The organism is Burkholderia pulmonis (assembly GCF_984667975.1).
On record NZ_OZ480186.1, the window covers coordinates 1,729,845 to 1,747,858 of the forward strand.

Here is an 18,014-nt window from a genome sequence, read left to right on the forward strand (position 1 = left end):
GCCGCATGCGGCGATGCGGCCCGGCACTGTCCGGTGGTGCGGGTGGGCGGGCGGCGCGATCAGCGCGGCGTGCTCCAGCCCTTGTAGGTCTTCACGTTGTCGCGCGTGATGAGCGTCGGCTCGATCAGGATCATCGGATTGGCCGGCTTCTGGCCGTTCATGATCCCGTAGCCGACGTTGACGGCCTGCTGCGCCATCGCCCACGGATCCTGGCTCGACGACGCCTGGACGAGCGTGTTGGACTTGAGCGCGACTTCGATGTCGGGTGCGCCGTCGACCGACGTGATCACGATGCCCGGACGGTTCAGCTGCTTCGCGGCGAGATCGCTGCCGATTGCCTGCGGGTCGTTGATCGTGAACACGCCGTCGAGCTTCGGAAAGCGCGTCAGGTAGCCCTGCATCGCGTTCATCCCGCCTTCGCGCGAGCCCTTGCCGTCCTGGTCGCTCGACAGCAGCTTGATGCCCGGGTTTTTCGCGAGTACGGCCTTGCAGCCGTTCACGCGATCGATCACGGCCGACACCTGCGGGCCGTTCTCGATGATCACGTTGCCTTTGCCGTTGAGCTTCTTCGCGAGGTAGTCGCACGCGAGTTCGCCGGCCTTCACGTTGTTGGTCTGCACGGTCGCGTTCGCGCCGGCGGCCGCGACGTCGACTGCGACGACCGTGATGCCGGCCGCTTGCGCCTTCTTCACCGCCGGCTCGATCGCCTTCGGGTCGGTCGCGTTGAGCAGGATCATGTCGACGTGCGCGGAGATGAAGTTGTCGATCTGCGTGAACTGCTTGTTCAGGTCGTAGTCGGCCGAAACGGCCGTCACCTTCGCGTTCGGGTTGAGCTGCTTCGCGCGGGCTTCGGCGCCCTTGACGATCGTGACGAAGTACGGGTTGCCGAGCGACCCGACCGTGACGCCGATCGATTTGAGCGGCTTGTCCGCGGCGTGTGCGGCGGATGCGCCGAAGGCGAGCGCGCAGGCGACGGCGGTCAGGGCGGCAGTGTGCTTGAACATGTCGTTGTGTCTCCGTGAGGTGTGTTGGCGAACGGGCGCAGGAGGACGGGCCTGCGCCGCAAGGTTGAATCGACGGGAAGAAATCAGGTGCGGGCCGAATCGCGCTGGCGATAGCGATCGAGCGCAACGGCGCCGATGATCACGAGCCCCTTGATGATGTATTGCCAGATGTCGGACACGCCGAGCAGCACGAGGCCGTTGGTCAGGACCGCGATGATCAGCGCGCCGATCAGCGTGCCGACGATCGAGCCGACGCCGCCCACGAAGCTCGTGCCGCCGAGGATCACCGCGGCGATCGCGTCGAGCTCGTAGGACTGGCCGAGCTGCAGCCCGTTGGCCGCATAGAGCCGTGCGGCCGACATCACCGCGCCGAGGCCGGCGAGCAGCCCCGACGCCGCATACACGAACATCTGGATCGCCCGCACGTTGATGCCCGACAGGCGTGCGGCTTCCGGGTTGCCGCCGACCGAATAGATCCGCATCCCGAGCACCGTGCGGCGCAGGATGAACCACGAGATCGCGATCACCGCGCACGCGATCACGACGAGCCAGGGCACGCCGAGGATCGAGCCGTTGCCGATGAACGCGAACGGCAGTTGCGGATTGAAGATGGTCGTGTCGTTGCCGATCAGGCGGGCGACGCCGCGCACGGCCGTCATCGCGCCGAGCGTGACGATGAACGGCGGCAGGCGCAGGAACGAGATCAGCCCGCCGTTGATCGCGCCGAACACGAGGCCGACGGCGAGCGCAAAGGGCACGCCCAGCCAGCCCCAGCCGGGGATGGTCGATGCGAGCAGGGCCGCGACGGCCGCGGCAGCAAGCACCGAGCCGACCGACAGGTCGATGCCGCCCGTCAGGATCACGAAGGTCATGCCGGCCGCGAGCACGATGTTGATGGACGCCTGTTGCGTGACGATCGACAGGTTCTGCAGCGTGAAGAAGCCGTCGGTCAGGAAGCCGAAGCCGATGCACAGGACCAGCAGCACCGGCAGCATGCCGGCCGTTCGGATCAGTGATTGCATGCGGGCGCGATGATCGGCGCCGCGCAACAGGGGAGTACGATCGCCCACCGTATGGGCCGTCGCGGAAGCGAGGTTCCGCTGCTTGGTCGGGTTGATCATTTCGGTAACCTGAATGTAAGAGTGAAATGAAAGGGCGGGCTCAATGCGCGTCGGCGAGTTCGGCCTGCGAGCCGGTGGCGAGCGCGATGATCGCTTCCTGCGTGATGGGTGTGTGCGTATGGCCGCCGAGTTCGCCGGCAATTTCGCCTTCGCGCATCACGAGCACGCGGTCGGCGACGCCGATGATTTCCGGCAGCTCGCTCGAGATCACGATCACGCCCACACCGGCACGGGCCAGTTCGTTGATGATCCGGTAGATCTCGGATTTCGCGCCGATGTCGACGCCACGCGTCGGTTCGTCGAGGATCAGCACGCGCGGCTTCGTTTCGAGCAGGCGCGACAGCAGCACCTTCTGCTGGTTGCCGCCCGACAGTGCGCCGACGTTCACGTTTGCGTGGGGGACGCGGATCGACAGCGACGCAATCGCGTCGCGCGCACGTTCGGCGCCGCGTGCGAGGTCGAGCGCGCCGAGACGGGCATCGCGATTGCAGACCGAGATGTTGATGTTGTCGCGTACGCTCATGTCGAGGAACAAGCCCTGGCGCTTGCGATCCTCTGTCAGGTAGACGAGGCCCGCGTCGATCGCGTCGCGTGGCGAGTGCGCGCCGAACGCGCGGTCGCCCAGTTTCACGTCGCCGCGCACGCGCGGTTCGGCGCCGAAGATCAGCCGCGCGAGCTCGGTGCGTCCAGCGCCGACGAGCCCCGCGATGCCGAGCACTTCACCGGCGTGCAGGTCGAGGCTGCAGCCGCGCACGCGCGTGTCGTCGGCGATGTCGCGGACCGACAGCAGCAGGTGGCCGGGATCGTACGGCGCGTGTTCCTTCTTGTAGAAGCCCGAAATGTCGCGACCGACCATCATCGCGACGAGCCGATCGGCCGACAGCGAAGCGCGTTCGAGCGTGCCGACGTATGCGCCGTCGCGCAGCACCGACACGCGATCGGACAGCTCGTAGATCTCGGCCATCCGGTGGCTGATGTAGATGATCGCGAGGCCTTCCTCGCGCAACTGGCGGATCAGGCTGAACAGGTGCTCCGTTTCGCGCGACGACAGCGGCGTGGTCGGCTCGTCCATCACGAGGATGCGGGCGCGGGTGTGCACGGCGCGCGCGATTTCGACGAGTTGCTGCTCGGCGATCGACAGCGTGTCGACGAGCGTGTCGGGGCCGAACGGTGCGCCGAGGCGCGCGAGCACGTCCTGGCAGCCGCGCGCCATCGCCGCGCGGTCGATCGTGCCCCAGCGCCGGTTGCCGCGCCGCAGCTCGCGGCCGATGTAGATGTTTTCCGCGACGGTCAGGTTCGGCGACAGGCACAGCTCCTGGTAGATCACCGCGACGCCGGCATCGCGCGCGGCGAGCGGCCCGTCGATGTCGATGCGTTCGCCGTCGATCAGGATCTCGCCGCCGGCGTCGGCGCGATACGCGCCCGACAGGATCTTCATCAGCGTCGATTTGCCCGCACCGTTCTCGCCCATCAGCGAATGGATCTCGCCGGGATAGACGGTCAGGCTGACCTTGTCGAGCGCGCGCACGGCCGGGAACGTCTTGCTGATCCCGCGCATCTCGAGCAGTGGACGGGGCGACTCAGAACGCGACATGGTTGACCTCCTGCGAGTCGGTGCGGGCGCCCTTGAGGATGCCGGCCCGCGGGGAGAAGTTGAAGAACATCGGCAGCGTGGCGGCGCCGATCGCGCCGGCGTCGGCGCCGAACGTGCCGCGTACGAGCACCGGCGTGCCGCGCGCTTCGGGTGCGGTGGCCACGAGCGCCGCGCGCAGGCGGGACGTGACCGCGTCGAGCAGGCCCGCGTCGGTGTCGGCGTCGAGCACGACCACCGGCGCATCGACCACGCACAGCACCGCGCGCAATGCCGGCGCGAGCGCGTCGACGCAGTCGTCGATCCATTCGTCTACGGCCGGCAGGCCGCGGGCGATGCACGCTTCGAGATCGGCGCGGTTCTCGACCGTCTCGCCGTGATGGCGCAGGTGGCGCACGAGCGCATGCAGCGATGCCCGTGCGAGCAGGATGTCCCACGGGCCGCGCGGCGGCGGCGCGGAGGCGAGCCGGCTCGGAAGCACCGGAATCACGGCGATGTCGCCTGCATTGCCGGTCACCCCGCGCAGGCAGTCGCCGTCGATCGCGATGCCGCCGCCGATTGCCGGCCCGATGAACAGGTAGACGAAATCGTCGCACTGCCGGCCGTAGCCGTAGAACAGTTCGGCGATCGCGGCCGCGTTGCCGTCGTTTTCGCCGAAGACGGGCAGCGACAGCGTCCGGCCGAGGTCGGCCGCGAAATCGACGTCTTCCCATGCGCGGAACGTGTCGGGCGCGAGGCCGAGTTCGCGCATCCACGCGCCGAGGTTGTAGGGCTGCGCGACGCCGATACCGGCCAGGCGCGCGCGATCATGATCGGGGAGCAGGGCCTGCATCGCGTCGATGTCGTGACGCACGATCTCGAGAACGTCGGCGGGCGGCGGCAGCAGCGTGTCGTGCGAGCGGCGGCCGAGCACGTCGCCCGCGAAGTTGACGAGCGCCGTTTCGATACGCATCCGGTCGAGATGGACGCCGATGCCGAACGCGCCGCGCGGATCGAGGCGGATCAGCGAAGCGGGCTGGCCGCGCTGGCCCTCGGTGCGGCCCGCGAATTCGATCAGCTTCGCATCGGCGAGCGACGCGATGATGCTGCCGACCGCCGTGCCCGTCATGTTCGCGAGACGGGCGAGGTCGGCCTTCGATGCGCTGCCCGCGCGGCGCAGCGTCTTCAGCAGCAGGCGCTCGTTGTAACGGCGCACGTTGGCCGAATTGCTTCCCTGGCCGAAGTGCGGACTTCGCATGGTGTCTCCTTCCATGTCACACCGCTTGGCGGTGCATTAAATAAATCACGTTGATTTATTTAACCGCGTGCGCGCCGGCATGTCAGCCTAGGGAAATCCCGGTTTGTCCCGAGACGGGGAGGGTTGCGTGTCGACAAGGAGAATCGGGGGTGGATCGCTGATGCCCGGAAGTCGGGAAATTTGGAATTCGTCCGATGGACCGGGCTGGGTCGGCGCGTCACGATTGCCCGCTGGGTTGCGCGTATTGCCGTAACCCGCGCGAAGCGAAGCCCGACGGTGCCTGTTTGCATGGTTCGGGATCGCTCGTCGAACCTCCGGCATGGTGCTGTCGAAATTGCGCCGTGTCTTTTTCCGGGAGAAAACCATGCATCGCACGACGCGGCCTTCGGTGTCGCTGCTTGATCCTTACACCGGCAGCGAGCCGCTGCCCCTTTATGCGACGACAGTCGTTGTCACCGGCGGTAAATCGGCGCACGGCCGCTCGTCCGGTCACGCACGCGCGGCAACCGGTGAACTCGATCTGCCGTTGCGTTTGCCGGTAGAACTGGGTGGTTCGGGTGGCGGTACGAATCCGGAGCAGTTGTTTGCCGCCGGGTTTGCGGCATGTTTTCACGGTGCGCTGACGCTGGTCGCGATGAAGCACCGGATTCGCGTGCCATCGGATCTGGTGATCTCGGCTCGCGCAACGTTTCAGCGGGATCCGTCGGACGGCCTGTTTGCAATCGAACTGGACGTCGAGGTCTGTCTGCCGGGCGTCGGTCTGGATGATGCGCGAGCGCTGGTCGCGGAAACCGAAACGATTTGTCCGTACGCGAAGATGGCGAGGGGTGGAATGAGTCACACCGTGCGCGTGACCGGGGCGACGTAAGTTGCGATTCCGGTGTCGGAAATGAAAAAAGGCCGGCTAGAAGCCGACCTTTTTTCATCAATCGAGTGGTGCCCAGGAGAGGACTCGAACCTCCACGATGTTGCCACCGCTAGGACCTGAACCTAGTGCGTCTACCAATTCCGCCACCTGGGCACGTTTTGCAGAGAGCTGCTTGCTGCAAAGAAGCGAAATTATAGCGCGTATTCAGGGGCTGTCAACACTATTTGAGGTCACGAACGAAAATAATGTGCCGGCGGTGTTCGGGCGAGGCGGGCGGGCAGCACAAGCTCGATGTGGGCGCGGCCCATCGATGTCGGTGCGTGTGTTGCGTATCGATTCCGAAGTCGGAAATGAAAAAAGGCCGGCTAGAAGCCGACCTTTTTTAGAAAACAGATGGTGCCCAGGAGAGGACTCGAACCTCCACGATGTTGCCACCGCTAGGACCTGAACCTAGTGCGTCTACCAATTCCGCCACCTGGGCACGTTTCGCTTGCTGCAGTGCGAAGACCGCTATTTTAGCGTGTCGACGGGGTCTGTCAACATAATTTCACTCGAAGCGATAAAAATATCGCGCCTTTGCGCGACAGGCCCTCATGCGTTGACCGACTCCGCGCGCTTCGCCGCGAAATTCCAGCGCTGTGCGTGGCCCGTATCGACGCGGGCGGGCAGTAGTCCGGCCGCGAGAAACGTGTCGGCGATCTTCTGTTGTTCGCCGAAGTTTTGCGCGACCACTGCGCGGACGAGGTAACTGCGTCGCGCATTCGCGCGTGCGATCGTCGTTGCGTCGAGCCCCCAGATTGGCGCGAGCGTATTCGCGGCCTCCTGCGGATGGTCGCGCAGCCACGTCCCGGCCTGCGTCAACTGGTCGAACAGGATCTGGACGACTTCGGGTCGCGCGGCGGCGAAACTGCTCGATGCGAGGTAGTAGCGCTGGTACGACGCGAGGCCGTTGCCATCGGCCAGGATCCGCACGTCGGGATTCCGGTCGACGGACGCGACATACGGGTCCCACGTGATCCATGCGTCCACGCTGCCGCGCTCGAATGCGGCGCGGCCGTCGGCGGGTGTCAGGTAATGGATCGCCGTATCGGTGGGCGAGAGCTTGGCGTGTGCGAGCGCGGCAAGCAGCAGGTAATGGCTGCCGGCCGCTTTCGTGACTGCGATCTGTCGACCCTTGAGGTCGGCCAGCGTACGCAGTGCGCTGTCCTGCTTGACGACGATCGCCTGTGCCTTCGGCGAAGGCGCTTCCTGCGCGATGTACACGAATCGCGCATGGGCGGCTTGCGCGAAGACCGGAACCGTATCGGCCACGTCGGCGCTGAAGTCGACGGCGCCGACGTTGAGCGCTTCGGTCAGCGGCAATCCGCTCGCGAATTCATGCCACGACACACGCAGGCCGAGCGGCGTCAGTGCCTGCTCGAGCAGGCCGCGCGTCTTGAGCAGCGTAATGAGCGTCGACGACTTCTGGTAGCCGATGCGTAGCGCGGCAGGCGCGTTCTCGGCGTGCGTTCGGACGCCTGCGACGGTGAGGCCCGCAGCCAGCATCGCGCGCGCGAACGCGCGGCGGTTCATCGACGTCATGAATCGTGCTCCTCGTTGGATGCGTTGAACGCAAGGCGGCTAACGTAACAACGGAGAGGGCGATCGAAAAACGATTAATTCTGCTATCGATCGACGTGGTCGACATAAGGGCAGGTGACAGGCACCCGCGATGCGGGTGCTGAAATGAAAAAAGGCCGGCTAGAAGCCGACCTTTTTTAGAAAACAGATGGTGCCCAGGAGAGGACTCGAACCTCCACGATGTTGCCACCGCTAGGACCTGAACCTAGTGCGTCTACCAATTCCGCCACCTGGGCACGTTTTGCAGTGAGCTGCTTGCTGCAAAGAAGCGAAATTATAGCGCCCCAATTATTCGTGTCAACACTTTTTTGCGATGCATCGCAAACCGGCTGCCATCGCGCCTGCCCGCGGCATTCCCCGTCATTTGGCGACACAGGCGGGTGATAGAATGACCCGCCGCCGTCAATATAGAACTGTCTGACGGACACCTCTATGTTGATGCCGAGCACCGTCAGTCAACGCAACGAGAACAATCATCGACAAACCCTTGAGCAAATATCCGTACCCCATTCCGAGCCGTGAAGAGATTCTCGGCGTGCTGCGTACGAGCGACGCGCCGCTGGCCGCCAACGATATCGCCGAAGCACTGTCGATCAAGCGTCAGGAGCGCGAGGGGTTCTTCCGTCGTGTCGCCGCGATGGAACGCGACGGCCAGATCCGCCTCGACAAACGCGGCCACTATCAGTTGACTCATCCGTCGAATTTCGTCGCCGGGCGCGTGCAGGGGCATCGCGACGGCTACGGGTTCGTGATCCGCGACGATGGCCAGGACGATCTGTTCTTGCCGAACGGCGAAATGCAGAAGGTGATGCACAACGACCGCGTGCTCGCGCGGATCGTCGGCTACGATCGCCGCGGTCGTCCGGAAGGGCATGTCGTCGAAGTCACCGACCGCGCGAACAAGCGCGTGATCGGCCGCCTGCTCAACGAGAACGGCGCGCTGATCGTAGCGCCGGAAGACAAGCGCATCGGCCACGACATCCTGATCACGCAGAACGTGAAGAAGGCGAAGGTCGGGCAGGTCGTCGTCGTCGAGCTGACCGACTTCCCGAGCCGCCATTCGCAGCCGCTCGGCCGCGTCGTCGAAGTGCTCGGCGACATCGACGATCCGGGCATGGAAATCGAGATCGCGGTGCGCAAGTACGGCGTGCCGCACGAATTCAGCCAGCCGGCGCTCGACGAAGCCGCCGCGCTGCCCGACAAGGTGCGGCCGACCGACCTGCGCTTCCGCGTCGACCTGCGCGACGTGCCGCTCGTGACGATCGACGGCGAGGACGCCCGCGACTTCGATGACGCCGTTTACTGCGAGCCGGTCAAGGTCGGTCGTGGCGACGGCTACCGGCTGATCGTCGCGATCGCCGACGTGTCGCACTACGTACAACCGGGTACCGGGCTCGATGCCGATGCGCTCGAGCGCAGTACGTCGGTCTACTTCCCGCGTCGCGTGATCCCGATGCTGCCGGAGAAGCTGTCGAACGGCCTGTGCTCGCTGAATCCTCACGTCGACCGCTGCGTGCTCGCGTGCGACATGGTGATCACCGCGCGCGGCGAGATCAAGGCATACCAGTTCTATCCAGCCGTGATCCATTCGGCCGCGCGCCTGACGTACACCGAAGTCGCGGCCGTTTTGTCGAACACGAAGGGGCCGGAGGCCGCGCGTCGCGCAGACCTGCTGCCGCACCTGCAGGACCTGTACGGCGTCTACAAGTCGTTGTTCGCCGCACGGCAAAAGCGTGGCGCGATCGACTTCGACACGACCGAGACCTACATCGTCTGCAACTCGCAGGGCAAGATCGAGCAGATCGTGCCGCGCCAGCGCAACGATGCGCACAAGCTGATCGAGGAATGCATGCTGGCCGCGAACGTCTGCGCGGCCGACTTCCTGAAGCGCAACAAGCATCCCGGCCTGTACCGCGTGCACGCGGGGCCGACGCCGGAGAAGCTCGAGAACCTGCGCGCGTTCCTGCGCGGCATGGGCCTGTCGCTCGGCGGCGGCGACAAGCCGCATGCGAGCGACTACGCGGCGCTGATGGCGCAGATCCGCGACCGGCCGGACGCGCAGATGCTGCAGCCGATGTTGCTGCGCTCGATGCAGCAGGCCGTCTACAGCCCGGACAACATCGGCCACTTCGGTCTCGCGTACGAGGCGTATGCGCACTTCACGAGCCCGATCCGCCGCTATCCCGACCTGCTCACGCACCGCGCGATCTACGCGATCCTGTCCGGCAAGAAGTACATGCCGAAGGCGCCGGAAGGCTTCGAGCTGAACACCGCGCTGTCGCCGCGCGCCCGCGCGATGCAGCAGGCCGATGACGAAGCACGCAGCCGCTCGCGTTCGAACACGGCGATCTGGGAAGAGCTCGGCCTGCACTGCTCGGCGAACGAGCGCCGTGCGGACGAAGCGTCGCGCGACGTCGAAGCGTGGCTCAAGTGCTACTTCATGCGCGACAAGCTCGGTGAGGAGTACGGCGGGATGGTGAACGGCGTGACGTCGTTCGGCATCTTCGTGCAGCTCGACACGCTGTTCATCGAAGGGCTCGTGCACGTAACGGAACTCGGCTCGGATTATTTCCAGTACGACGAGATCAAGAACGAGCTGCGCGGTGAACGGACGGGTATCCGTTACCGCCTGTCGGATCGTGTGCGGGTGCAGGTGAGCCGCGTCGATCTCGATGCGCGCAAGATCGATTTCCGCCTCGTGCGCGATACGCCGGTGAAGGCGCCGCGTCCGTCGCCGGCACCGGCTGCCGCCGGCGCCGAGCGCAACGGCAACGGCAACGGTCCGCGCGTGCGCGCGCTGCCGCAGGCGGAGGACGTCGCACCGCGTCGCAAGAAGGCCGCGAGCGCGCCGAGCGTCGCGGTGAAGGAAGCGCGCACCGCGCGTTCCGCCGCGAAGAAGAAGGGCGGTGGCAGTGGTGGCGCACCGGCGAAGCCGACTGCGAAGAAGGCACACGCCCGCAAGAAGTATTGAGCGTTCGGGGCGGCGCATGCGCACGCCCTGCAGTATCGAGAGACGCCGCGTCACCGGTCATCGGCCGGCTTCGCGGCGCTTTCCTTTTCCATGGATCGCGGCTGCGCGCGTCGCGCGGCCGCACGTTTGATCGAAGGTTGTTCCAGTCATGTCACGTCTGAAGGTTCTTTACGGTTTTCATGCGGTGACCGCACGTTTGCGGCACGATGCATCGACGGTTGCGGAGGTGCTGTACGACCAGACGCGCCGCGACCGCCGCATGCAGGACTTCCTGCACGCCGCGAAGGAAGCGGGCGTGCGGCTGATCGCGGCCGACGAAACGCGCCTGTGGGGCCTCGCGCACACCGAGCGCCACCAGGGCGTCGTCGCGCGTGTCGAGGACATGCCGCTCGCACAGAACCTGTCCGAGCTGCTCGACGGCATCCACGGGCCGGCGCTGCTGCTCGTGCTCGATGGCGTCACCGATCCGCACAACCTCGGTGCGTGCCTGCGTGTCGCCGATTCGGCGGGCGCGCACGCAGTGATCGCGCCGCGCGACCGCGCAGTCGGCCTGAACGCGACCGCGGCCAAGGTCGCGAGCGGCGCGGCCGATACGGTGCCGTACATCACGGTGACGAACCTCGCCCGCGCGCTGCGCGAGCTGAAGGAGGCCGGCGTGTGGATCATCGGCACGTCGGACGAAGCGTCGGCCACGCTCTACGAAACGAAGCTCGACGGCCCCGTCGCGCTCGTGATGGGCGCGGAAGGCGAAGGCATGCGCCGGCTCACGCGCGACACCTGCGACGAAGTGATGAGCATCCCGATGGCCGGCAGCGTGGAAAGCCTGAACGTGTCGGTCGCGAGCGGCGTGTGCCTGTACGAAGCCGTGCGCCAGCGGCGTGTGAAGGGCTGACACAGCCTGTCCCGCGCGCCACGCGCGGGCCTCGAACGACCCGAACGACGCGTGCCGCGAAGCGATGCGGCACGCGGTTCCCCGGAAGCCGCAACCGATGACCCTTTTCCGTGTTGGCGCGTCATGCGCCGTGCTCTGCCTGCTGGCGGCCTGTACGTCGCCGTCGCTTGTCGAACGCGGCACGTACTACGCCGACACGAGCCTGCACGCGCGCGGTGCCGATTCACGGATCCGCTTTCTCGTGATGCACTACACCGAAAGCGACGAAGCGAAATCGCTGCGCACGCTGACGGGAGATTCGGTGAGCGTGCATTACGTGATCCCGCCGCAGCCGCGCACCGAACACGGGATGCCCGTCGTCTTCCAGCTCGTTCCGGAAGCGCAGCGCGCGTGGCACGCGGGCGTCAGCGAGTGGCAGGGCACGACCGAGCTGAATGCGGTGTCGATCGGCATCGAGAACGTGAACCGCGGCCCGCTCGATCCGCAGAATCGCACCTGGCAGCCGTATCCGCCCGAACAGGTCGACGCGTTGACCCGCCTGTCGAAGGATATCGTCGCGCGCTACGGGATCCCGCCGACGCGCGTGGTCGGGCACAGCGATATCGCGCCGCAACGCAAGATCGATCCGGGGCCGCTGTTTCCGTGGCACGCGCTGGCCCAGGCCGGCGTCGGCGCATGGCCGGATGATGCGACCGTGGCCGCACGGCTCGGCGGTCGCGATCCGCGCGCACCGGTCGACGTGCGTGAATTGCAGCTCAAGCTCGCTCGCTATGGCTACGACGTGCCGACCGACGGCGTGCTCGACGCCCGCACGCGACGCGTGTTCGCCGCGTTCCAGATGCATTTCCGGCCCTCCGACTACGCGGGCAATCCGGATGCGGAAAGCGACGCGATCGCGCAGGCGCTGCTCGACAAGTACTTCCCCGGCACGCAACCGACGGACAACGCGCCCGCGGCCGGCGCGCCCTGAACGCGCTGGGCATTGCACGCCGAAAAACGCGGGCCGTCCCCCGACTCCGGTAAACTGGCGGTTTTCCGCAATCCCGCAGCATTCCCACTCCATGACTCAAGACGAACTCAAACGCCTCGTCGGCCAGGCCGCCGCCGATTACGTGATCCAGAACGTGCCGGAAGGCGCCGTGATCGGCGTCGGCACCGGCTCGACCGCCAACTGCTTCATCGACGCGCTCGCCGTCGTCAAGTCGCGCTATCGCGGCGCCGTGTCGAGCTCGGTGGCCACGACCGAACGCCTGAAATCGCACGGCATCAAGGTGTTCGACCTGAACGAGGTCGACTCGCTGCAGGTGTACGTCGACGGTGCCGACGAGATCGATGTGAGCGGTGCGATGATCAAGGGCGGTGGCGGCGCGCTGACGCGCGAGAAGATCGTCGCGTCGGTGGCCGATACGTTCGTCTGCATTGCCGACGGCAGCAAGCGCGTGCCCGTGCTCGGTGCGTTCCCGCTGCCGATCGAGGTCGTGCCGATGGCGCGCACGGCGATCGGCCGGCGCGTGACCGCGCTCGGCGGCGTGCCGGTGCTGCGCGTGACGAAGGACGGCGCGCCGTACATCACCGACAACGGCAACGAGATCATCGACGTGAAGGGGCTGCAGATCACGGATCCGCGCGGCTTCGAAGCGCAGGTGAATGCATGGCCGGGCGTCGTGACGGTCGGGTTGTTCGCCGGACGCGGTGCGAATCTGTGCTTGCTCGGCACGGAAAACGGCGTTGAAACGATCGTTTATTCGGCTAATTGAAAGAAATGAACAGCAGTCCGTAACGGTACGTTAACTACCGTAATGGATTGAATGTTTAAATCTTGTAGAAATCGGGGTTCGGCAAGCGCAGAGCGCTTCCCGGGCCTTTTTTTTGGCCGTATAAATCACCCCGTCAAAAAGAGGGATAACCCTGTCAGGTGTTTACCAGATAGCGAAATGTCCTCGAACTCATCAACTTATAGATCATAAGAACAGTCGTAACCAGGGCCGGCGGAACTGCGGAGCAGGTGTTCGCAAATCGACGCACGGGGAGGTGTCATGGAGCAGGGCAAAGACCGGTCACTGGTCGCTAAAGTGATGGATGGGCTTGTCTCGGGTATCGTCGAAGACAAGTATGGCGGCATCTTGCCGCCGCAGGACGTGCTGTCGAAAGAGTTCGATGTGAGCCGCACTGTGATGCGGGAAGCGTTGTCGATGTTGCTTGCGCGCGACATGCTCGACGTGCGTCCGAAAGTCGGTACGCGCGTGCGGCCGATGCGCGACTGACGCATGATCGACGAAGACGTCGTGAGTTGGCGATTTCGGGCAAAACCCGATCCGCAGTTCATGCGCGACGTCATCGAATTCCGGATGCTGATCGAACCACGTGCGACCGCGCAGGCGGCGGTGCGTGCGACGGCGACGGACATCGCGGGCATTCGCGAAGCGTTCGACGCGTTCAAGGTACTGCAGCCGGGCGACCCCGGCTACGACACCGCGGACGAGTTGCTGCATACGCGGATCGTGCAGGCGAGCGGCAACCAGTTCTTCCAGCAGATGGCGGCGATCGTGCGCGGCGCAGTGCGTCTCGTGAATCCGCGCGTCGTGCAGAAGGAAGGTGCGCACGACATCGCGGTGAAGGCGCATGCACGCGTCGTCGACGCGATCGAGCGGCGCGACCCGCGCGAAGCCGAGGCGGCCTCGCTTGCGCTGATCGATTTCAGCGCCGACGAGATCTCGCGCGATTTCTCGGTCGACGTGCCCGTGCGTGCCTGACGCGGTGCGTGTCGCTCATCCGTGTGCCGCCGGGCCGTTTATCATGACGACCGGCCGGCAGCGTGCCGGCCATCGCCATACGACCGACACGGAAGATCAGGATGAACGACAACGACCATCGCCCGGTGCGCTTCGGCATCGTCGGCGCGGGCAGCATTGCGCGCCGCTTCGCGCAAAGCCTCGCGCACGTGCCGGGCGCCACGCTCGCCGGTGTCTGGGCCCGCCGGGCCGACACGGCGGCCGCCTTTTGCGGGACGTGCGGCGGCACGCCTGCCGCGAGCCTTGAAGCGCTCCTTGCGAGCGATATCGACGCGGTGTACATCGCGACGCTCCATGACAGTCACGCGCAGTACACGCTGGCCGCACTGGCTGCCGGCAAGGCCGTGCTGTGCGAAAAACCCGCGACGCTGAACGCGGCGCAACTCGAAACGGTGCTGCAGGCGGCACGTGATGCCGGGCTGCTCTTCATGGAAGCGATGAAGCCGCCGTTCTTCCCGCTGTACCGCCAGTTGCGCGCGCACCTGCATGACGATCCGATCGGCGAGATCCGGCTCGTGCGGGCCGGGTGCGCGTCGTCGTCGGTACCGGACGATCATTCCGTCTATCGTCTCGATCGTGCGGGCGGTGCGCTGCTCGACATCGGGATCTACGAGGCGTTCCTGGCCGTCGACTGGCTCGGCGCGGCGCTCGACGTGCAGACGCTCGGTCGTGTCGGTACGACGGGTGTCGACATGTTCGCGAGCCTGAACAGCCTGCATGCGAACGGCGGGATCGCGCAGCTCTTTTGCGGGCTCGACGTGATGGGGCGCGGCGATGCGCTGATCGCCGCGGCTGGCGGCCACGTGACGATTCACGAGAAGTGGTGGAACCCCGCGCGCGCGACGATCCGTTACGCGGACGGGCGCACCGTCGAACTCGACGCGCCGGTCGACGGCGGCGGGCTGAACTACGAAACCGCGCATTTCTGCGACTTGTTGCGCGCGGGGAAGACCGAGAGCCCGATCATGACGCACGACCATTCGCGGCAGATGATCGCGATGACCGATGCGGCACGCGCCGCGCTCGGCGTGCGCTATTCGGGCGAATAAGCAGGAAGGAGGATGCCGGGCGCGCGAGCGCGGCCCGGCGGAACCGCGTGACTCAGTGACGCGACGGCAGCGACAGGCGTTTTTCGTACCAGCGCTGCACCCATTCGAGGATCTGGCACAGGATCCAGTACACGGCCGCGGCGGCGAGATAGAGCGGCAGCGGCTGATAGGTCGCCGCGATCACTTCCTGCGCGCTGCGCAACAGCTCCGTCACGGTGATCACGGACACGAGCGACGTGTCCTTGATCAGGCTGATCAGGCTGTTCGACAGGCTCGGCACCGCGATGCGCAGCGCCTGCGGGCCGATCACGTAGCGCAGCGTCTGCCCCCACGACAGCCCAAGGCTGTACGCGGCGAGCCATTGGCCGCGCGCGATCCCGTTGATCGCGCCGCGCATGCTTTCCGACATGTAAGCCGCGACGTTTGCGGACAGCGCAATGACGCCGGCCGGCGTCGGATCGAGCGAGATGCCGAGGCTCGGCAGCCCGTAATAGATGACGAAGATCTGCACGAGCAGCGGCGTGCCGCGCATCAGGCTCACGTACGCGCGTGCGAGCCATGCGAGCGCGTTGACCCAGATGCGTTCGAAGCCTTCGAGCGCTTCGCTCTGCCGGATGCCCATCATCGCGAGCATGACGGCGCCAAGCAGGCCGAACACCATCGACAGTACGGCGAACTTGACGGTCAGGACGGCACCCTGGGCGAGTACCGGCAGCGATTGGACGAGCAGGGACGTTGTCGACATGGAATACGAATCGAATGCGTGCGCGAAAGCGCAATCATAAACCGGACCAATAAAACAAAGGGCGGCATCGTCGCGGATGCCGCCCTTTCCGGCCCGCCGTCAGGCGGGAAATGCAGGCGTGCTTACTTGATCGGTTTCGTCACGTCGATGCCGAACCACTTGTCCGAGATCTTCGTGAACGTGCCGTCGGCCTCGAGTTGCGCCATCGCGTCGTCGATCGCCTTCTGGAACTTCGGGTTGCCCTTCTTGAACGGGATGCCCGACGGGTTCGCCGAGCCGACGTTCGCGCCCGGGCGCAGCGGCAGCTGCGAATTCTTCGTCAGGTACGCGAGCATCAGGCGGTCGTTCAGCGCCGCGTCGAGGCGGCCGGCCGCGAGGTCGCGCAGGTACTCGGGCGCGCCCGGGTACGTCTTCACGTCGATGCCGGGTACCGACTTCGCCATGTCCATGTAGTTCGTGCCGAGCGCGACACCGAGCTTCTTGCCCTTCAGGTCTTCCAGCGACTTGAAGTCACGCGTGTCGTCCTTGCGCTGGATCAGCTGCGCGGACGAGTACGTGTACGCCGGCGAGAAGTCGAGCGTCTCCTTGCGCTTGTCGGTGATGCCGACCTGGTTGGCGATCACGTCGAACTTGCCGGCCTGCAGGCCCGCGATGATGCCGCTCCATTCGGTCGTCACGAATTCCGCCTTCACGCCGAGCTTCGCCGCAACGGCCTTCGCGATGTCGACGTCGAAGCCGACGAGTTCGCCCTGCGGGTTCTTCGAGTTGAACGGCGGGAACGTGCCTTCGAGGCCGATGCGCAGCGTGCCGCGTTGTTTGACCTGGTCGAGGAGGTCGGCTGCGTGCGCGGTCGCCGCAGCGAACGACGTGCCGATCAGGCCGGCTACCAGCAGCTTCTTCAGCAGCGAAAATTTCATCGTGTGTGTCCTTGCCCTGTCCGGGTCAATGATTCTGATAGTAGGGCTGATGATAGCAAAAACGCTATCGATCATTAAATACAGTTTGTTTATGTCTATATTACGCGGCGCGTTCGCGGGCGATCGCCTTCACGCATTCCGACACGAGCGCCGGGCCGCGGTAGATGAAGCCGGTGTAAAGCTGGACGAGCGCGGCGCCGGCCGAGAGCTTCGCGCGGGCGTCCTCGCCCGAGAAAATGCCGCCGACACCGATGATCGGTACGTCGTTGCCGACTTGCGCGTGCAGCTTGCGGATCACGTCGTTCGACGCGTCGAACACGGGGCGGCCTGACAGGCCGCCGGCTTCGTCCGCGTGCGGCAGCCCCTGGACGGCCGCGCGCGACAACGTCGTGTTGGTGGCGATGACCGCTTCGATCTTGTGGCGCAGCAGCGTGTCGCCGATTTCCTTGACCTGCTCGTCGTCGAGATCGGGGGCGATCTTCAGCGCGAGCGGTACGAGCTTGCCGTGCAGGTCGGCAAGGCGCTGCTGCTTGTCCTTCAGCGCGGCGAGCAGCGCGTCGAGCTCGCCCGCGCCCTGCAGCTGGCGCAGGTTCTTCGTGTTCGGCGACGAGATGTTGATCGTCACGTAGCTCGCGAACGGGTACACGCGCTCGAGGCAGTAGAGATAATCCTCCGCAGCGCGCTCGATCGGCGTGTCGGCGTTCTTGCCGATGTTCAGGCCGAGGATGCCGCGGTAGCGGGCGGCCTGGACGTTCTTCACGAACTGGTCGACGCCGTGGTTGTTGAAGCCCATCCGGTTGATCAGGGCCTCGGCCTGCGGCAGCCGGAACATCCGCGGACGCGGGTTGCCGGGCTGCGGGCGCGGTGTGACCGTGCCGACCTCGATGAAGCCGAAACCGAGCGCCGCGAGGCCGTCGATGGCCGCCCCGTCCTTGTCGAGGCCGGCCGCGAGGCCGACCGGGTTGCGGAACGTGAGCCCCATCACGGTGCGCGGGGCGTCGGGCACGCGGGCCGACAGCGCACAGGCGAGACCCGTGCGGCCGGCCGCGCCGAGCGCGCGCAGCGTGAGATGGTGAGCGTCTTCCGCATCCATTTTGAACAGGGATGCGCGGGCCAGCGGATAGAGGGAACTGAACACGGGAATTGGGCGGACAGCCGGAATGAATGACAACCCGCTATTTTACCGGGAGTTGGGCGGCACGGGCGT

Annotated in this window: 14 protein-coding genes, 3 tRNA genes and 1 pseudogene; 7 read left to right on the plus strand and 11 right to left on the minus strand. The window is 65.8% G+C overall.

Translation table 11 applies throughout. The features are described 5' to 3' along the window. Window positions 1-59: 59 nt before the first annotated feature. From AC5LXK_RS08030 to AC5LXK_RS08045, 4 genes are all read right to left on the minus strand, one after another. Window positions 60-1,004 (minus strand): ABC transporter substrate-binding protein, encoded by a 945-nt coding sequence (locus AC5LXK_RS08030; protein WP_493391093.1) that lies wholly within the window; start codon window positions 1,002-1,004, stop codon window positions 60-62. Window positions 1,005-1,087: 83 nt separating this feature from the next. Then, complete coding sequence (locus AC5LXK_RS08035; RefSeq protein WP_493391094.1) at window positions 1,088-2,125, minus strand: ABC transporter permease subunit; 1,038 nt, start codon at window positions 2,123-2,125, stop codon at window positions 1,088-1,090. A 40-nt stretch (window positions 2,126-2,165) separates the two neighbouring features. Further along, on the minus strand, window positions 2,166-3,719 hold the full coding sequence (locus AC5LXK_RS08040; RefSeq protein ID WP_493391095.1) for a sugar ABC transporter ATP-binding protein: 1,554 nt from the start codon (window positions 3,717-3,719) through the stop codon (window positions 2,166-2,168). Then, on the minus strand, window positions 3,706-4,953 hold the full coding sequence (locus AC5LXK_RS08045) for an ROK family protein (RefSeq protein ID WP_493391096.1): 1,248 nt from the start codon (window positions 4,951-4,953) through the stop codon (window positions 3,706-3,708). Before AC5LXK_RS08045 ends, AC5LXK_RS08040 begins: the two co-directional genes overlap by 14 nt. 319 nt (window positions 4,954-5,272) lie before the next feature. Here AC5LXK_RS08045 and AC5LXK_RS08050 point away from each other — a divergent pair, with 319 nt between their 5' ends. Beyond that, entirely contained in the window at window positions 5,273-5,821 is a 549-nt protein-coding gene (locus AC5LXK_RS08050) for an Ohr family peroxiredoxin (protein ID WP_493391097.1), read from the plus strand. A 66-nt stretch (window positions 5,822-5,887) separates the two neighbouring features. Here AC5LXK_RS08050 and AC5LXK_RS08055 read toward each other — a convergent pair. The 4 genes from AC5LXK_RS08055 to AC5LXK_RS08070 all read right to left on the minus strand — a co-directional run bounded on the left by AC5LXK_RS08055 (window position 5,888) and on the right by AC5LXK_RS08070 (window position 7,677). Further along, window positions 5,888-5,974: transfer RNA gene (locus AC5LXK_RS08055), tRNA-Leu, on the minus strand. A 241-nt stretch (window positions 5,975-6,215) separates the two neighbouring features. Then, window positions 6,216-6,302, minus strand: a tRNA-Leu gene (locus tag AC5LXK_RS08060). Window positions 6,303-6,412: 110 nt separating this feature from the next. Further along, window positions 6,413-7,402, minus strand: coding sequence for an aliphatic sulfonate ABC transporter substrate-binding protein (locus AC5LXK_RS08065; RefSeq protein WP_493391098.1), 990 nt, complete (start codon window positions 7,400-7,402; stop codon window positions 6,413-6,415). 188 nt (window positions 7,403-7,590) lie between these two features. Further along, window positions 7,591-7,677 (minus strand) — tRNA-Leu (locus AC5LXK_RS08070). Window positions 7,678-7,928: 251 nt separating this feature from the next. Here AC5LXK_RS08070 and rnr point away from each other — a divergent pair. From rnr to AC5LXK_RS08100, 6 genes and pseudogenes are all read left to right on the plus strand, one after another. After that, the gene (rnr, locus tag AC5LXK_RS08075; RefSeq protein ID WP_493391099.1) at window positions 7,929-10,412 is read left to right on the plus strand and encodes a ribonuclease R; all 2,484 of its coding nucleotides are present in this window, start codon (window positions 7,929-7,931) and stop codon (window positions 10,410-10,412) included. Window positions 10,413-10,560: 148 nt separating this feature from the next. Further along, entirely contained in the window at window positions 10,561-11,304 is a 744-nt protein-coding gene (gene rlmB / locus AC5LXK_RS08080; RefSeq protein WP_493391100.1) for a 23S rRNA (guanosine(2251)-2'-O)-methyltransferase RlmB, read from the plus strand. A gap of 97 nt (window positions 11,305-11,401) precedes the next feature. Beyond that, window positions 11,402-12,274, plus strand: a complete 873-nt coding sequence (locus AC5LXK_RS08085) for an N-acetylmuramoyl-L-alanine amidase (protein ID WP_493391101.1) — start codon at window positions 11,402-11,404, stop codon at window positions 12,272-12,274. 91 nt (window positions 12,275-12,365) lie between these two features. Further along, window positions 12,366-13,061: a ribose-5-phosphate isomerase RpiA gene (gene rpiA / locus AC5LXK_RS08090; RefSeq protein WP_493391102.1), complete on the plus strand. Its 696-nt coding sequence runs from the start codon at window positions 12,366-12,368 to the stop codon at window positions 13,059-13,061. 279 nt (window positions 13,062-13,340) lie between these two features. Next, window positions 13,341-14,057: pseudogene (locus AC5LXK_RS08095) on the plus strand (FadR/GntR family transcriptional regulator). A gap of 101 nt (window positions 14,058-14,158) precedes the next feature. Continuing rightward, window positions 14,159-15,145, plus strand: coding sequence for a Gfo/Idh/MocA family protein (locus AC5LXK_RS08100; protein ID WP_493391103.1), 987 nt, complete (start codon window positions 14,159-14,161; stop codon window positions 15,143-15,145). Between the two features lie 52 nt (window positions 15,146-15,197). On the opposite strand, the gene AC5LXK_RS08105 is transcribed toward AC5LXK_RS08100, so the two are convergent. The 3 genes from AC5LXK_RS08105 to AC5LXK_RS08115 all read right to left on the minus strand — a co-directional run bounded on the left by AC5LXK_RS08105 (window position 15,198) and on the right by AC5LXK_RS08115 (window position 17,945). Then, entirely contained in the window at window positions 15,198-15,890 is a 693-nt protein-coding gene (locus tag AC5LXK_RS08105) for an amino acid ABC transporter permease (protein ID WP_493391104.1), read from the minus strand. A 122-nt stretch (window positions 15,891-16,012) separates the two neighbouring features. Further along, window positions 16,013-16,807 (minus strand): cystine ABC transporter substrate-binding protein, encoded by a 795-nt coding sequence (locus AC5LXK_RS08110; RefSeq protein ID WP_493391105.1) that lies wholly within the window; start codon window positions 16,805-16,807, stop codon window positions 16,013-16,015. 100 nt (window positions 16,808-16,907) lie between these two features. After that, complete coding sequence (locus AC5LXK_RS08115; protein ID WP_493391106.1) at window positions 16,908-17,945, minus strand: quinone-dependent dihydroorotate dehydrogenase; 1,038 nt, start codon at window positions 17,943-17,945, stop codon at window positions 16,908-16,910. Between the last annotated feature and the right edge of the window lie 69 nt (window positions 17,946-18,014).

Excerpts from the sequence above, each read along its gene's own strand:
- AC5LXK_RS08030 (WP_493391093.1), bottom strand. The coding sequence starts at position 1,004 with ATGTTCAAGCACACTGCCGCCCTGACCGCCGTCGCCTGCGCGCTCGCC.
- AC5LXK_RS08105 (WP_493391104.1), bottom strand. The coding sequence starts at position 15,890 with ATGTCGACAACGTCCCTGCTCGTCCAATCGCTGCCGGTACTCGCCCAG.
- AC5LXK_RS08050 (WP_493391097.1), top strand. The coding sequence starts at position 5,273 with ATGGTGCTGTCGAAATTGCGCCGTGTCTTTTTCCGGGAGAAAACCATG.
- AC5LXK_RS08035 (WP_493391094.1), bottom strand. The coding sequence starts at position 2,125 with ATGATCAACCCGACCAAGCAGCGGAACCTCGCTTCCGCGACGGCCCAT.
- AC5LXK_RS08100 (WP_493391103.1), top strand. The coding sequence starts at position 14,159 with ATGAACGACAACGACCATCGCCCGGTGCGCTTCGGCATCGTCGGCGCG.
- AC5LXK_RS08085 (WP_493391101.1), top strand. The coding sequence starts at position 11,402 with ATGACCCTTTTCCGTGTTGGCGCGTCATGCGCCGTGCTCTGCCTGCTG.
- AC5LXK_RS08045 (WP_493391096.1), bottom strand. The coding sequence starts at position 4,953 with ATGCGAAGTCCGCACTTCGGCCAGGGAAGCAATTCGGCCAACGTGCGC.
- rlmB (WP_493391100.1), top strand. The coding sequence starts at position 10,561 with ATGTCACGTCTGAAGGTTCTTTACGGTTTTCATGCGGTGACCGCACGT.
- AC5LXK_RS08110 (WP_493391105.1), bottom strand. The coding sequence starts at position 16,807 with ATGAAATTTTCGCTGCTGAAGAAGCTGCTGGTAGCCGGCCTGATCGGC.
- rpiA (WP_493391102.1), top strand. The coding sequence starts at position 12,366 with ATGACTCAAGACGAACTCAAACGCCTCGTCGGCCAGGCCGCCGCCGAT.
- AC5LXK_RS08065 (WP_493391098.1), bottom strand. The coding sequence starts at position 7,402 with ATGACGTCGATGAACCGCCGCGCGTTCGCGCGCGCGATGCTGGCTGCG.
- AC5LXK_RS08040 (WP_493391095.1), bottom strand. The coding sequence starts at position 3,719 with ATGTCGCGTTCTGAGTCGCCCCGTCCACTGCTCGAGATGCGCGGGATC.